This is a genomic window from Massilia sp. TWP1-3-3, from assembly GCF_049897805.1.
Classification (GTDB): domain Bacteria; phylum Pseudomonadota; class Gammaproteobacteria; order Burkholderiales; family Burkholderiaceae_D; genus Telluria_A.
The window spans coordinates 94068-108912 of the sequence record NZ_JAFCWX010000009.1 but is presented as its reverse complement, the minus strand read 5'-3'; the positions used below and the strand labels follow the sequence as shown (position 1 = coordinate 108912).

Sequence of the window (14845 nt, the reverse complement as noted above, 5' to 3'; positions counted from 1 at the left end):
GCGGCTCGAAGATTTGACGCGACACCTTTAACGCGCCGTAGAATCGAATCGTGATTGAGATAAGCCGCGTCCATGACGCCTTTGAACTGGACGCCTTTTTAACCCTGCACGCCCACAGTTCGGCCTATTTGCGCTCGGAACTTCGGCGCGCCACGGGCGCCTTTTTCGTCGCGCGTGATCAGGGTCGCATTGTCGCCGCCGCCACCCAGGCGCCAAGCGGGATGGTCTTGCTGCAGGCGCCGCAGTGCGCCGGCGCCGTCGCCACCGCCGTCCTGAATGACAGCGCGCGCCGGCTGGCCGGATTTTTTGGTCCCTTGGTGCAGGTGCGCAGCGCCTTGCGCGACATGGGTCTGGGCCAGGTGGGGCTGCTCAAGGACACCGCCGAAGACCTGTTTGCGCTCGCGCTGGCGGACCTGCGCGTGCCCGCCATCCTGGCGCAGGAACAGGTGCGCTGCCGGGTGGCAGTGGAGAGCGACTTTGAGCACCTGGTGGCCTGGCGCTACGCATTTCGTCAGGCCACGCTGAACGATGCGCCAGGCGAGAAAACCATGCTCACCAGCGGCGCCGACATCGCCGCCCTGCTCCCCGCCGGCAGTCTATTCATCCTCGAAGGCGAACAGGCGCTGGCGTGCTGCTCGTTTAACGCGCGCTTGCCGGGGATGGTCCAGATTGGAAACGTGTGGACACCGCCCGCACTGCGCGGCCACGGCTATGCACGCGCGGTGGTAGCCGGCGCGCTGGCCATTGCGCGCGACGTGGGCGTGGTGGAAGCGGTCCTGGCCACGGGCCGCAGCAACGCCGCCGCGCAGGCAGCCTATCGCGCGATCGGTTTTAACGTGGTGGGCGACTACGCCACGGTGACGCTCGCGCCGTGGACCACGCGGGGCGTGCTTTAAGCTTTTGCAGCGCCTAACTGCAGCGCCTAACTGCAGCGCCTAACTGCAGCGCGGCAGCGCAGGCATGGCCGACAGGACCCGCTCGGCCGGCGCGAAGCCGTCGCTGGCAAATTGTCCCGCGCTCATTGCGCGCTGAGCGTTTCGCACGCCATGGCCGCGCTCAGGAACACCTTGCCGTTCAAGGCGTCGATCAAGTCGCTATGGCGCAGCCGGTCCACCACCGGCCCCTTGACTTCGGCCAGGTGCAGGCCGATCGCGCGCTGCCTGAGCGAGAGGTTCAGTTCTTCCAGTCCGAACAAGGCTGATGTATCGATCGAACTGACGGCCGTCATCACCAGCACCAGGTGGCGCGTGTCCGGGTGCGCTTGGAGTTCTTCTTCGATGCGTGCGTTGACCGCTTCCACGTTCCCGAAAAACAGGTTGGCGTCAATGCGCAGCATCAGCACATCGGGCGTGGTCTGGGCCGGGTGGCGCTCGATATTGCGAAAGTGCTCGGAGCCGGCGATGCGGCCAAGCACGGCGATGTGCGGCCGGCTGGCGCGCCAGATCAGGTTCCCCATCGACAGCAGCACGCCCAGCACAACCCCGGCCTCGATGCCAAGCGAGAGCACGCCGGCCAGTGTAGCGAGCAGCGCCAGCGCGTCGCCGCGGTCGTAGCGCCAGGCCGTGCGCAGCGTCGACAGTTCGAGCATGCCGAGCACCGCGACGATGATGGTGGCGGCCAAGGTGGGCAGCGGCAGCAGCGCCAGCCAGCCGGTGGGCGCGACCAGCGCCAGCGCCAGCAGGGCGGCGCTGATGACGCTTGCCAGCGGCGTGTTGGCGCCCGCCGAAAAATTGACCGCCGAACGCGAGATGCTGCCGGTGACGGGAAAGCCGCCGGTCAGCGCGCTGCCGATGTTGGCCAGACCCAGCCCAACCAGCTCGTAATTACTTTGCAGCTTTTCCTGGCGCCGCAGCGCAAGCGTCTGCGCGGCCGACATGCTGATGAGGAAAATGACAAACCCGATCAGCAGCGCCGGCTTCACCAGCTGCGGCCAGTGCCGCGCGGAGCTGGCCAAATTCAGGCCCGGCAGGCCGGATGGCACCTCGCCCGTCAGGTGAACGCCGGCGCCGCCCAGGTCCAGCGCGGCGACCAGCAGCGTGGCGCCAAGCACCACGAACATGGGCGCCAGGCGCGCGACGACGTCGGCCGCGCCGGCGCGCATGCCGGCCGCGCGCAGCAGCGCGGCGAGAAACTGGCGCGCCAGGAACAGCGCCGCGAGCGAACCGAGTCCCAGCGCGGCACTGGGCAGGTGGAGGGTGCGCACGGAACCGCCAAGCAGCGGTTCGACCTGCCCCCACGCGATCAGCAGCGCCGCGCCGATGGTAAAACCGCTCATCACCGGACGCGAGAAAAAATTGGCGAGAAAGCCGACCCGCAGCAGGCCGCACAGCAGCAGCACGGCGCCCGACAGCAGCGCCAGCTGGGCGGCGAGCACCATGTACAGGCCGGGGCCGACGTTGGGAATGGCCGCCAGCGCGGCGCCGGTCATCAGCGACGTGATGGCCATTGGCCCGACCGACTGCGTCATGCTCGAGCCGAACAGCGCGTACAGCAGCGGCGGCACGATGCTGGCGTACAGGCCGACCACCGGCGGCAGGCCGGCGACGAGCGCGTAAGCCATGCCTTGCGGGACCATCATCATGGCGACGACGATGCCGGCGCTGATGTCGCCCGCCAGCAGCGAGCGCCGGTAGTGCCTGAGCCAGTGGAGCATGTTGGAAGGACTGTGGGGAAAAGCGTCAGCTTAACACCGCCGCTGCGTTCCCCCAAGGCCGGCCCCCTCGCCTCCTGCCGGCACCAGCCTATGACATCGCCAGCTCCACGCAGTTGCGCCCTGCGCGCTTGGCCCGGGCCAGCGCCGCGTCCACCCGCACCACCAGCGCGTCCGGCGTCTCCTGCTCCGACACCTGCCCCACGCCCAGACTCACCGTCACCCTGTCGCAGCCGGGAATATCGGTCGCGGCGATGGCCAGGCGGATCTTTTCGGCGACCTTGAGCGCATCGATCGCGCTGGTATGCGGCGCGATGATCTGGAATTGATCGCCGCCCGAACGCACCAGCACGTCGCTGTTGCGCAGCGCTGCCTGCGCCGCTTCGGCCACCGCCCGGATCGCCCCGTCGCCCACGGGATGGCCGTACTGGTCGTTGATGGCCTTGAAACGGTCCACATCGAACGCGATCAGCGCCAGCGGCACGTGGTAGCGCCGCGCGCGCCGCACTTCGAGCGAGAGCAGATATTCGCCGTGGCGCCGGTTGGCCACGCCCGTGAGCGCATCGCTACTCGACATGTGGACAAGCCGACCCGCCAATTGCTCATTCTCGCGGCTCAGGTCAGCCACGCGCAGGGCAACGCCGGCCAATTGGGCAAAACCGCCAAAGGCGCTCAACTCCACAGCTGAAAACTGGCGCGCTGTGTCAAACATCAGGCACAGCGAGCCGCGCTGCGCGCCGCTGCGGCCCACCGGTAACGGCACCGCCAGCACCATCTCCACGCCGCAATCAACCAGCGCCACCGCCAGCTCCGGTTCGCCGCACTTGGCCGGCGCGTCCAGCAGCGCCATCTCGCCGGTGCAAGCAGCCAGCAGGCCGGGAAACGCATGCCGCAGCGGCGAATGCATCAGGCGGTCGGTTCGATACAGCACGCGCGCCAGGCTCAGGCCAGTCGTCGAGTGCTGCGCCTCGAGCTGGAGTTCGCCCCCGTCGCGCGCATGAAACAGCGACGCGTGCATCACGCCGGGAAGGCAGGCGATGGCCGCGCACAGGCGCCCGGCCATGTTGGCAAGGCCGTCCTCATGCGCGACAGCGTGCTGCAGCCGGGCGTCGGTGGCGAGCAAGGCGCGCAGGCGCTCTTCGTCCGGGGGCGCCGCCATGGCATCTCCGGCCTGCACTTGCCTGAGCAAGTGCTCGTCGGCCAGCGGCGATATGGCGTAGGTGATGGGGCCGAAGGACATCAAGAGCGGCAGCCAGCCGGCGCTTTCAAATGGGCACAGCAGCAAGGTGGGCGCGCCCGCGCGCTGGCCGATCAGTTGACCGAGCGCCTCGCCATCGAAGCCGCGTTCAAAGCGCGCCAGGTCGATCACCAGCAGGCCGACCTCCTGCTGGGCGAGCAAGACGCGGGCCTGTTCGAGGCCGTCGGCCAGGAACAGGCGGGCGAATTGCTCGCCGAACAGCGACTGGAAGTGCACGCGCCGTTCGGCCACCGGGTTTAGGTACACGGCGACCTGATGCGACATTTTCTGCTCTTGCTGCAACATGCATTCTCCTGATAATTTCTTTGATCCACACATGCGGCTTAGTTTGCCATAAAAGGCGGCGCACACGACCAATCCTGTTCATGTGTGTGCGTGCGCACGGTCGCGCGAACAGAGTGCGCCAATACTCGGCTTTTATAGGAGGAGGCAATCATGGCCATAGGGAATCAATCAGGCGGAAACATGTCAGTCGAGTCTGTCGCGAACCAGCAGCGCGCGATTCAAGGCCGGCAAGATCAAAAGGATGGGGAAGCAATCAAGTCGGAAAGCCAGGAGCCTTTCCAGGCAGGTCCGTCTATTCAACCGGCACCACCCTTTCCCCATCAACATCTCGCAAAGCCGGGCTTTGAGTCCGAAATGGAACTCAAGCCGCGCTTCATGGCAGACAATTACAAGGGCAGCGGCAAGCTCGAGGGGCAAGTGGCCGTGGTCACCGGGGGCGACTCGGGCATCGGGCGCGCCGTGGCGGTCTTGTTCGCGCGCGAAGGCGCCGACGTCGCCATCCTTTATCTCAACGAGCATGAAGACGCGGCCTACACGGCCAGCTGCGTCGAGGCCGAGGGCAGGCGCGCCCTGACCGTGGCAGGGGACGTCAAGGACATGGTCTTTTGCCAGGATGCGATCGACAAGGTGGTAGCAACCTTTGGCCGCCTCGACGTACTGGTTAACAACGCGGCCTTTCAGGAACATGCCTATTCGCTGATGGACCTGACCGAGGAGCGCTTCGACGAGACCATGCGCACCAATATCTACGGTTACTTTCACATGGCCAAGGCCGCCCTGCCGCACCTCAAGCGCGGTGCGGCGATCATCAATACAGGTTCGGTGACGGGGCTGCGCGGCGCGGGCCACCTGCTCGACTACTCCGCTACCAAGGGTGCGATCCACGCCTTTACCATGTCGCTGGCGTCGAACCTGCTCGACCAAGGGATCCGCGTCAATGCCATCGCGCCCGGCCCGGTCTGGACGCCGCTCAATCCGGCCGACCAGCCACCCGAAATAATCGCCACCTTCGGCGAGGACACCGACATGCATCGCCCGGCGCAGCCCGAAGAGCTCTCGCCGGCCTATGTGTTCCTGGCCTCGTCCATTTGTTCAAGCTACATCACGGGCATAGTGCTGCCCGTGACGGGCAACGTCGGCGCCTAAAAAAGGACGGGCATATGGCACGCAGTTTATGGAAAGGCGCTATCAGCTTCGGGCTGGTGCATATTCCGGTCGAGATATATTCGGCCGCGCGCGAACAATCGCTCGATCTGACCATGCTGGACCGGCGTGATTTTTCGCCCATCGGCTTCAAGCGCTACAACAAGGGCAACGACCAGGAAGTGACCTGGGACGACATCGTCAAAGGCTACGAATACAGCGATGGCGAATACGTCGTGCTGTCCGACGAAGACCTGCGCCAGGCAAATCCCGAAGCGACGCAAACGATCGACATCCTTGCCTTTGTCGACGCCGACCAGGTGCCGCTGCTGCATTACGAACAGCCTTATTATCTCGCCCCCGGCAAGGGCGGCGACAAGGTGTATGCCTTGCTGCGCGAAACGCTGCGCAAGACGGGCAAGGTCGGCATTGCCAACGTCGTGATCCGCGTCAAGCAGCACCTGTGCGTGCTGGTGTGCGTGGGGGACGCGATCGTCATGAACACGCTGCGCTACAGCGACGAAATCCGCGACACCGCCGACCTGAAAATCCCCGACTCGGGCGCCAAGGCAGCTGCCATTTCGGACAAGGAGCTGAAGATGGCGATGGCGCTGGTCGAGGGTATGAGCGAGGAATGGAAGCCGGAGCAGTACCACGATACCTACCGCGAAGACGTGCTGGCCCTGGTCGAGAAAAAGGTCAAGGCCAAGGAAACCAAGACCATCACCATGCCGGGCAAGGAAAAAGCGCCTGCCAAGTCTGGCAACGTGATCGACCTGGTCGCACTGCTGCAGCAAAGCCTGGGCAAAAAACCGGCGGGCAAGACCACGGCGGCGAACCACGAAGAGCAAGACGAAGCTGAGGACGTGGAAGAAGCCAAGAGCACGCCCAAGCGCACGCCAAGCGCCAAGACGGCAGCGGCCAAGACCGGCAAGGCTGCAGCTCCCGCCAAGGCGGCGCCGGCGCGTCGCAAATCGGCCTGAGCTGCCTATGGAAGACATTGTTGCTTACCTTGAGTGGCCCGCCATGGCCATCAGCCTTGCAGCGGCGTGGTGGATGGGGTCCAAAAAAGCTGAAAAACGCATCATGGCGTTTTGCCTGTTAATCGCCGGGAACCTGATGTGGATCGCGTGGGGCTGGGGCGACGAGGCGTGGGCGCTCATTGCGCTCAATGTTGGCCTGCTGGCCTTGAACGTCAGGGGCATTGTCAAAAATGAGGATTGACGGGCTGGTCGCGGGCAGCGGCCGTTGCCGCCGGTAGGGCCGGAAAGCGGACGGCGCGGGTGTCGGCAGGCGCCGCTGTACCGGATGTCGGAATGCGCCCGATGGGCTTTTCCGCCCTACGATTGCACAACCTTCGCCGGGGTCAGTTCCCCCAATTGCGACACGAGCTCAGCATTAAAGGGGGGAGGCTTATCTTCACAGGCCGTTAATCCGGTTTGAAATCCATTTTTTTCATCGCTGCCGTGAGGGACTTGGCGGCCTTGGCATACCCTGCCCACGGTTCGTTGCCGCGATCGAGCCTGGTGTGCGCATTTTTAACATTCCACTGGTCGCCGGCCTTGAGATTGGCCAATTCATCCCACGCCAGCGGCACGGATATTCCCAGCCCGGGGCGCACCCTTGCCGACCATGCGCAGGCCGTCGTCGCCCCTTGCCCGTTGCGCAGGTAATCGATGAAAATTTTCCCGACCCGGTTTTTCGGCCCGCTCTTGAACGCAAAACGCTCGGGCAACGCGGCGGCCAGGTGGCGCACGATCGCCTGCGAGAAATCCTTGACCGTGTCCCAGTCCAAGGACGGCTTGATCGGCACCACCACGTGCAGCCCCTTGCCACCGCTGGTCTTGAGAAAAGACGGCAGTCCCAGCTCGTCGAGAAAGGCATGCATCAATTGCGCCGCTTCGCGCATGGTGGCGAACTCCACGCCTTCGCCCGGATCGAGGTCGAACACCATCCGGTCGGGCGTCTCGTACGCCTTGCCCACCGCGTTTTGCGTGTGAAACTCCACCACGTTCCACTGCGCCGCCGACAACAAGCCCTGGGCGCTGCCCACTTCCAGCATCGCTGGATGCTCCGGGTCCAGTGCGGCGTCCATCTGCTTCATGCCCGGCATTTTGGCGACATCGGCGTGCTTTTGGAAAAACAGTTCACCGCTTACGCCGGCCGGCGCGCGCACCAGCGATACGGGCCTGCCTTTCAGGTGCTCCATCATCAGGCTGCCCACCAGCGCGTAATAGCGGATCAGGTCAAGCTTGGTGGCCCCGCTTTCGGCGTCGATCACCCGTTCCCCATTGGTGATTTTCAGGCTGTCGGGCAGCTTGCCCTTGGGTGCTGCCGGTTCGCTTCGCGTTTGCATGGTTTCCTCCACGGGTTGTGCTTTTTCGCGGCCGATTGCCTTGGCCTGCTTGTCGGCGCGCAGTCCCTGGAACACGGCGTGCCGCACCGAGCCGGAACTGGTCCATTCGGCGAAACTGACCTCGGCGATCAGCGTCGGCTTGACCCAGTGATGCTTGCGGCCCGCCACCGCTTTGGGCGGAAAGGGGCTCTCGTCGGTGGCCAGCGCGTCGAGCTTTTTCTTCAGGTCGCGCAGCGTTGCTTCATTAAAGCCCGTGCCCACGTTGCCTGCGTACTGCAGCACGCCATGATCATCGTGCGCGCCCAGCAGCAGCGCCCCGATGCCGGTGCGCGCGCCCTGCGGGTCGGTGTAGCCGGCAATCACAAACTCCTGGCGCTGGCCGCATTTGAGCTTGATCCAGTCGGGCGAGCGGCGCGTGACGTAGCGCGACGTGCGCCGTTTGCCGATCACGCCTTCGAGTCCCAGCTTGCAGGCGGCAAGCACCAGTTGCTCGGGATCGGTGCCAAATTCCTCGCTAAAGCGCAGCGCGGCGCTGTCCTCGCCCAGCGCCGCCTTGAGCAGCAAGCGGCGCGCCTCGAGCGGCACCTCGCGCAGGTCGTAGCCGTCCAGGTAAGGCGCATCGAACACGAAATAGACAATGTCGGCGGTGTCGGAACCGTCGAACGCCAGCTGCAGCATGCCGAAATTGGGGCGGCCCTGCTCATCGTGGACCACGATCTCGCCGTCGTACCAGCCGTCGGCCAGCTTGGCTTTCAACAGGTTCTTGTGCAGCGCACCAAGCTTGTGGGTCCAGTCATTGCCGTTGCGCGTAAATAGCTTGATGTCCTTGCCGTCGACCCGGGCCAGCATGCGGTAGCCATCGAACTTGATTTCAAAAATCCAGTCCTGGGGCGTGGACGGTGGCTGGTCGACCAGCGTTGCCAGCTCCGGGGCCAGCGTCGCGGGCAGCGCAGCCTTGACTGCCTCGGGCGGCATGGCGGCCTCGGACGGCATGGCGGCTTTGGACGCGGCCTTGGAGGCAGGCTTGGCTGCGCGTTTGGCTGCGGTTTGCTTGGCGGCGCCCGGCAGCGCAAGCTCCTTGACGCTGTCGGGCATCTCGTCAATGACCGAAAACTCGGCCGCCGGACGCGCCAGCGCATCTTTCTCCTTGATCAGGAGCCACGGCTCCTGCTTTTCCCCCTTGCCCTTCATCCGGATCAGCGCCCATTTGCCATGCATCTTGTGGCCATGCATTTCAAACTTCAGGTTGCCGGCCTCGTAGCCCTGGTGCGGATCGTCCAGCGGCGTCCAGGTCCCCTTGTCCCAGATAATCACCTTGCCGGCCCCGTAATGCTTTTCCGGAATGGTGCCCTCGAAGCTGGCATAGGCAATCGGGTGATCCTCGACATGCACGGCCATGCGCTTGTCCTTGGGATCGTAGCTCGGCCCCTTGGGCACGGCCCAGCTTTTCATTGTCCCGTCCAGTTCAAGGCGAAAATCGTAGTGCAGGCGACTGGCCCAGTGCTTCTGGATCACGAAGCTGAGTTCCTCTTTGCCCTGTTCCCCGCCCTCGGCCGGCTCGGACGTGATGGAAAAGTCGCGTTTGGATTTGTAGCGTTCTAATGGATCAGGCATGACGCAGTACCTTCTGGAGAGATACCATCAGTCTATGACTGGCATCGGGGACGCACCGTACGCCAGCTAACCGAGCACTATTTCAAAATTTCCAAATAACATGTCAACCGAAGGTGTGGGGCCTGCGTTTGTATCCTTGCAGCACATATAAAACGCAACGCCATAAACCAATCTAAGGATACATCATGCAAAAAGTCATCGCAGTTTTGATCGCAGGCCTGTTCGCAACTTCCGCATTTGCAGCTGATCCAGCGACCCCGGCAAAGGCTGCCACCCCAGCGGTCAAGGCAGTGCCTGCTGCTCCAGCCGCTGCTGTTGTCAAAGCTGAAGTCAAGGCTGACAAAGCTGTCGCCAAGGCCGATGCCAAAGAAATGAAGACCGATGCCAAGGCCGACGCCAAAGTCGCTAAAGTAGCCGCCGACGCCAAGGGCGACGTCGCAGTTGCCAAGGCCGACGCTAAAGTTACCAAAGCCAAAGCCAAGCGTAAATCGGCAAAAGCCAAAGCAGCCGCAGCCGCTGACAAATCGTCCGCGATGGTCGATGCCAAGGTTGACGCAGCAGCCGCAGCCAAGTAATTTCAGTCCGGCAGTACCGAACAAGGGGCGGGTCTCGCAAGGGACCTGCCCTTTTCGCTTCGGTAGTCCAAACGGGCGTCCGTTTTAACCCCTTTATTGGCGCAGTCACGTTTCATCAGTAAGCCGGACGTTCCGGCAACCTGGAGAGACCCATGCTGACGCGCTATTTCACCCTCATCCTCCTGTGCGCGAGCACCGCATTGGCGCAACCGGCCACCCATCCGGCCCAGCGCGTGCGCGCGCCACTCATGACCCTGGCCGACAAGGCCGCCACACCGATTGAACTGCAGCGCCTGGAGATCAGCGCCGACATCAGCGGCGGCATGGCCGAAACGACAGTGCGGATGGTCTTTTTCAATCCGAATCGGCGCCGGCTCGAAGGCAACCTGCAGTTCCCGCTCGCCGACGGCCAGCAGATCACCGGCTTTGCGCTCGATATCAAGGGCGACATGCGTCCGGCCGTACCGGTCGACAAGGCGCGCGGCCGGGAAGTGTTCGAAGCGGTGGCGCGGCAACGGGTCGATCCCGGCCTGCTTGAAGTCACCCAAGGGAATAACTTCAAACTGCGCGTCTATCCGATTGAGCCGCAGGCGGTGCGCGTCGTCGAACTACGCTACAGCGAAGCGCTGGTGCGGCGCGCCCAGGCGTGGGCCTACAAGCTGCCGCTGGCCTACGGCACGGTGCGCGACCTTGACCTGAAAATTCGTGTCAATGACAGCGCTGCGCCGCCGCAAGCCTCTGGCGCGCTGGCCGGCCTGGCTTTCGAGCAGGTTGGCAACGGCTTTCAAGCGCGCGCCAGCCGCACGCGCTTTTCCACCGACGGCGCGCTCGACATCGTCACCCGCGCAAGCGCCGAACCACGCGTGTATCGCCAGCAGCTTGGCGACACCGCCTGGTTCGTAGCCGATATTCCCGTCAAATCGGTACGCGCGGCGCGCACCGCCCCGCGCGTCATCGGACTGTTGTGGGACAGTTCAGGCTCCGGCGCCAACCGCGCCGTGGACGCTGAACTGGCCGAACTGGATCGCTACCTGACAGCCCTGAATAACGTGGAAATTCGCCTGACGCGCCTGCGCGACCGACCGGAAGCGACACAAACGTTTGCTGTACGGGGTGGCAACTGGAGCCAATTGCGGCGCGCGCTTGAGACAACAGTGTACGACGGCGCCACTGCGCTAAACGACTGGAAGGTCGACCCGGCAGTTAACCAGTACCTGCTCTTTAGCGATGGCCTGTACAACTATGGCGGCGCGCGCTTCCCCCAACTGGCGGCGCACCAGCAGCTGTTTGCGCTCACCTCGTCCCTGGCCGCCGACAGCGCGCGCTTGGCGGCGCTGGCCGAGCGCCAGGGCGGCCAGTTGATTGCCATCGACCGGGCCGCGCCCGGCGCGGGGGCGCAAGCACTGCTGTTCCAGGAAGCGCATGTCGATAGTATCAGCGCCACCGGCGCCACCGAGATCGAGATGGACTCGCATACGGTGCGCGGCGCGATGCTGCGCGTGGCGGGCCGCGTGCTCTCGCCGCAGGCTGCGCTGACGGTCACGCTCGTCAATGGCGGCAAGCGCGAGACCATCGTCGTGCCGCTGCCGGCCGATGCGGTGCCGCATCCACGTGCTGGCGCCATGTGGGCCAGTTTTCGCTTGCGCACCCTGGAAGCGGACTTCGAAGCGCATCGCGGCGAAATTGCCCGCATCGGTCGCCGCTTCGGCATTCCGACGCGCGAAACGTCGCTGATCGTACTTGAAGAGGTGAGCGACTACCTGCGCTACAGCATCGCGCCGCCCGCGCAGCTGGTGGCCGAGTATGAGCGCCTGCAGCGCGCCGCAAACGAGCAGCGCGCCGGCCAGCGCCGCGATCACTTCGCGCGCGTGGTGCAGGGGTTCGAAGAGCGCAAGACGTGGTGGGAGCGCACCTTTGCGGCCAACCGGCGCAAGGCGCCGCCTGTTGCAGGGGCAGCCCGGCTTGAAGCCCAGCCATCGATGGAAGCCTTTCTACCAATGCCGGCGACGGCGCCCCCACCGCCGCCACCTGAATCGGTAGTGGTAACGGCGCGCCGGTCGATGGCGCTGGCAATGGCGCCGCAAGAATCGCAAAAGGCGGCGGACAGCGGTACTCGGTCAAACTTCGCGGCTGCCGGAAAAATAGCGCCGTCGATCGGCATTGCCTTGCGCAAGTGGGAAGCCAATGCACCCTACATGGACCGCCTCAAGCGCGCCCCGGCTGACCAGGTGTACCAAGTCTATCTGGACCAGAAGGCCGACTATGCGAACAGCAGCGCCTTCTTCCTCGATGCGGCCGATATCCTGGCCGCCCGCGGCCAGGCTGACCTGGCGCTGCGCGTGTTATCCAACCTGGCCGAAATGGACCTTGAAAACCGCGCCGTGCTGCGCATCCTGGGCTACCGCCTGCTGCAGGCCGGCCAGCCGCAACTGGCCGTCCCCGTGTTCGAACAGGTGCAGCGTATTGCGATGGAAGAGCCGCAATCGTTTCGCGACCTGGGCCTGGCACTGTCCGCAGCGGGCCGCCAGCAAGAAGCCGTCGACATGCTCTACGAAGTGGCGCTCAGGCCGTGGCATGACCGTTTTCCCGACATCGAATCGATCGCACTGGCCGAACTGAACGCCATCGTCGCCACCAGCAGCCACAAGCTCGACACCAGCCGTATCGACCCGCGCCTGCTCGCCAGTTTGCCGCTGGACCTGCGGGTGGTGATGACGTGGGACGCGGACAACACCGACATGGATTTGTACGTCACCGATCCGACCGGGGAACGCTGCTCGTACCAGAATCAACTAACGGCGCAAGGCGGGCGCATGACCCGCGACTTCACCGGCGGCTACGGTCCGGAAGAGTTTTCGCTGCGGCGCGCGCGACCGGGCAAGTACAAAATCGAAGCCAATTTCTTTGGCAGTCGCCAGCAAGTCATCGCCGGCGCGACGACGCTGCAAGTAACGCTGTTCAGCCAATTCGGCACGGCACGGCAAAGGGAACAGTTAATTACCTTGCGCCTGAAGGAAGCCAGCGAAACGGTGTTCGTCGGGGAGTTCGAGGTCAAGCCCTAAAGCGAGAAGAGGCGAAAATCCTGCCGCTTTTCCACCGTACAGTAACCATACGTAGGGCGGAAAAGCGCAGCGCATTGCGCCTTGCTCCGCCAGCGCCGCATTTTTATTCCAACCGGGACCTGATTTCCTCAGGCACCGGATAATGCGGATACACCTCCCGAAACGCCTTCCAGTCAGCCACAGCCTCCGCCTGCCGCCTCTGGGCGAGGAGGTTCTTGATGCGCTCGAGCCAATCACGTTCAGCCATCACCCCCGTCGGCGCTGCCGGCGCGGCGACCGCTGGCGCTGCCGGCGCAGCCACCACAGGCCGCGCCAGCTCGCGCGCGACATCAGCGCCCGCAGCGTCCACCCGGTTGCGTCGTCCCGAAACCGAGACAGTAACCGGCGCTGACGGCTTGAATTCCTGTTTCGCCATTGGCGCCGGCGCTGCGCTGTAATTGAACACGGGCGGCGTGCGTGGCGCCGCGCGCGCGTACTCCTCGAGCGGCAATGCGGGAATGGAAGCTTTGTCGGCCATTTCAGGCGGAGCGCTTTTGGCCGGCGGAGCAGGAGCAGGTGCCGGAGCAGGCGCAGGCACAGACGATTCAGATACCGCCGTCGGCGGCGGTGGAGGCGACGGCATGTCCGCCTTCACCCGCGGCGCCGCAGCGGCTGGTTTTTGCGCCGGCACCGGCACCGGCTCCAATACCGGCGCCGCAGCACGCCGATCATCCCGCGCCGTCACCTCTGGAGTCGGGGCCGTCGCCTCTGGAGCTGGGGCCGTGGCCTCTGGAGCCGGAGCCATCACCGCTTCGGACTGCGCAGGAGCGGGGGCCCCGCCCTGGTGCAAGTCGGCCGACGCTTCATACGCCTGCTTGGCGAACACCCCGACCAGCACCGCTGCGGCGATCCCCGCCGGCATGCGCCAGCGCCATCCCAGGCTGGGCGCCAACTGCGGCGCGGCAGTGCTGTCACCGCTGTCGTTGGCCGCCGCTGGCCGCGCCTCCTGCGCCATGGCCGCGCGCGCGCTGGCAAGAATCGCAGCATCGAGGGCCGCGCTCGGAGCCGGCTGCGCAAGTGCCTGCAGGCGGCGCGCAAGGTCGTCCTCGCCGCTTATAAAAGCGTCGAATAGCGCGTCGTCGCTCATGTCATCCTTGTTCACTAAGGCTCCCCTCGCGCAGCCGGCGCATCGCATAGCGCAAGCGGCTTTTGACTGTTTCGACCGGCGCGGCTACGATGGCTGAAATTTCGTCCAGGCTCATGCCGCTGAACTGCTGCAGCACGACCGCTTCCTTCTGCTCGCTCGGCAAGGCAGCCAGCGCCATATATAAACGGTCGTTGCGCTGCTTTTCGTCGAGCGCGGCGTAGGGCGTCATCACTTCGTGCGCGGTATCGGCCAGGCTGTCGAAAACGTCGCGGCCATCGGTGCCGGTGCCCATGTCGGCGGCCAGCAAAGGCTGCTGCTGGCGCACCAGGTCGAGCAGGCGGTTGCGCGCAATCTGATACAGATAGGTACGAAAGGTGGCCTCGGGCCGATAGCGTCCGCGGGCGTGATGCAGGTTGGCCCAGCTGTCCTGCACGACTTCGTCGACCCAGTCGGCGCGCGGCGAACGCCATGCCACGAAGCGGTACAGGCCGAGGCGGTGACGACCATACAGTTCCTCGAACGCGCGCAAGTCGCCTTCGCGGTAACGGATCATCAGCTCTTCGTCGGGAATGGGTGTGGGCGGCATGTAACGACATTGTAGGGTGCGCCATACCAAACCGCAATCGCAGGGGGCAAAACTGTTTCATGACTACGATTATCGGTCCAATCCACCAAAAGCCGCGCACCAAACGCACCTGCCTACCAAACCGACGCGCGGTCAAAACCAAGACGGGGTCAGACCACTTTTGCGATTCGGCAAAAGTGGTCTGACCCCG

11 protein-coding genes are annotated in these 14845 nt (G+C 64.6%); 6 read left to right on the top strand and 5 right to left on the bottom strand.

Annotated elements, in window-relative coordinates; genetic code table 11:
• Positions 1–50 precede the first annotated feature (50 nt).
• Entirely contained in the window at positions 51–896 is an 846-nt protein-coding gene (locus tag ACP7D4_RS11155; protein WP_426209121.1) for a GNAT family N-acetyltransferase, read from the top strand.
• A 122-nt stretch (positions 897–1018) separates the two neighbouring features.
• On the opposite strand, the gene ACP7D4_RS11150 is transcribed toward ACP7D4_RS11155, so the two are convergent.
• Both ACP7D4_RS11150 and ACP7D4_RS11145 read right to left on the bottom strand, forming a co-directional pair.
• On the bottom strand, positions 1019–2653 hold the full coding sequence (locus ACP7D4_RS11150) for a SulP family inorganic anion transporter (RefSeq protein WP_426209119.1): 1635 nt from the start codon (positions 2651–2653) through the stop codon (positions 1019–1021).
• An 88-nt stretch (positions 2654–2741) separates the two neighbouring features.
• Positions 2742–4193 carry a diguanylate cyclase gene (locus tag ACP7D4_RS11145; RefSeq protein ID WP_426209117.1) on the bottom strand — a complete coding sequence of 484 codons (1452 nt, stop codon included), beginning with the start codon at positions 4191–4193 and terminating at the stop codon, positions 2742–2744.
• 150 nt (positions 4194–4343) lie between these two features.
• Between ACP7D4_RS11145 and ACP7D4_RS11140 the strand changes: the two genes are divergently transcribed.
• From ACP7D4_RS11140 to ACP7D4_RS11130, 3 genes are read left to right on the top strand one after another with little or no spacing between them, the layout of a single operon-like run.
• A complete protein-coding gene (locus ACP7D4_RS11140) occupies positions 4344–5339 on the top strand; it encodes an SDR family oxidoreductase (RefSeq protein WP_426104400.1) in 996 nt (331 codons plus the stop codon).
• Between the two features lie 14 nt (positions 5340–5353).
• On the top strand, positions 5354–6319 hold the full coding sequence (locus ACP7D4_RS11135) for a Ku protein (protein ID WP_426209115.1): 966 nt from the start codon (positions 5354–5356) through the stop codon (positions 6317–6319).
• Between the two features lie 7 nt (positions 6320–6326).
• Positions 6327–6560 carry a hypothetical protein gene (locus tag ACP7D4_RS11130; RefSeq protein ID WP_426104398.1) on the top strand — a complete coding sequence of 78 codons (234 nt, stop codon included), beginning with the start codon at positions 6327–6329 and terminating at the stop codon, positions 6558–6560.
• Positions 6561–6765: 205 nt separating this feature from the next.
• Here the strand turns inward: ACP7D4_RS11130 and ligD are convergent, their stop codons facing one another.
• The gene (ligD, locus tag ACP7D4_RS11125) at positions 6766–9306 is read right to left on the bottom strand and encodes a DNA ligase D (protein WP_426209113.1); all 2541 of its coding nucleotides are present in this window, start codon (positions 9304–9306) and stop codon (positions 6766–6768) included.
• Between the two features lie 185 nt (positions 9307–9491).
• On the opposite strand from ligD, the gene ACP7D4_RS11120 reads away from it, so the two are divergent.
• Both ACP7D4_RS11120 and ACP7D4_RS11115 read left to right on the top strand, forming a co-directional pair.
• Positions 9492–9881, top strand: coding sequence for a hypothetical protein (locus tag ACP7D4_RS11120; protein WP_426104395.1), 390 nt, complete (start codon positions 9492–9494; stop codon positions 9879–9881).
• A gap of 152 nt (positions 9882–10033) precedes the next feature.
• The gene (locus ACP7D4_RS11115) at positions 10034–12943 is read left to right on the top strand and encodes a VIT domain-containing protein (protein ID WP_426209111.1); all 2910 of its coding nucleotides are present in this window, start codon (positions 10034–10036) and stop codon (positions 12941–12943) included.
• Between the two features lie 103 nt (positions 12944–13046).
• Here ACP7D4_RS11115 and ACP7D4_RS11110 read toward each other — a convergent pair whose 3' ends face one another.
• Positions 13047–14084, bottom strand: a complete 1038-nt coding sequence (locus ACP7D4_RS11110; RefSeq protein WP_426209109.1) for a hypothetical protein — start codon at positions 14082–14084, stop codon at positions 13047–13049.
• Positions 14071–14655 (bottom strand): sigma-70 family RNA polymerase sigma factor, encoded by a 585-nt coding sequence (locus ACP7D4_RS11105; protein ID WP_426104390.1) that lies wholly within the window; start codon positions 14653–14655, stop codon positions 14071–14073. The genes ACP7D4_RS11110 and ACP7D4_RS11105 overlap by 14 nt, the downstream gene beginning before the upstream one ends.
• Positions 14656–14845 lie beyond the last annotated feature (190 nt).

What these genes read in the sequence shown, in the direction of transcription:
- ACP7D4_RS11120 (WP_426104395.1), top strand. Translation starts at nt 9,492, where the DNA reads ATGCAAAAAGTCATCGCAGTTTTGATCGCAGGCCTGTTCGCAACTTCC.
- ACP7D4_RS11115 (WP_426209111.1), top strand. Translation starts at nt 10,034, where the DNA reads ATGCTGACGCGCTATTTCACCCTCATCCTCCTGTGCGCGAGCACCGCA.
- ACP7D4_RS11135 (WP_426209115.1), top strand. Translation starts at nt 5,354, where the DNA reads ATGGCACGCAGTTTATGGAAAGGCGCTATCAGCTTCGGGCTGGTGCAT.
- ACP7D4_RS11150 (WP_426209119.1), bottom strand. Translation starts at nt 2,653, where the DNA reads ATGCTCCACTGGCTCAGGCACTACCGGCGCTCGCTGCTGGCGGGCGAC.
- ligD (WP_426209113.1), bottom strand. Translation starts at nt 9,306, where the DNA reads ATGCCTGATCCATTAGAACGCTACAAATCCAAACGCGACTTTTCCATC.
- ACP7D4_RS11145 (WP_426209117.1), bottom strand. Translation starts at nt 4,193, where the DNA reads ATGTTGCAGCAAGAGCAGAAAATGTCGCATCAGGTCGCCGTGTACCTA.
- ACP7D4_RS11140 (WP_426104400.1), top strand. Translation starts at nt 4,344, where the DNA reads ATGGCCATAGGGAATCAATCAGGCGGAAACATGTCAGTCGAGTCTGTC.
- ACP7D4_RS11130 (WP_426104398.1), top strand. Translation starts at nt 6,327, where the DNA reads ATGGAAGACATTGTTGCTTACCTTGAGTGGCCCGCCATGGCCATCAGC.
- ACP7D4_RS11105 (WP_426104390.1), bottom strand. Translation starts at nt 14,655, where the DNA reads ATGCCGCCCACACCCATTCCCGACGAAGAGCTGATGATCCGTTACCGC.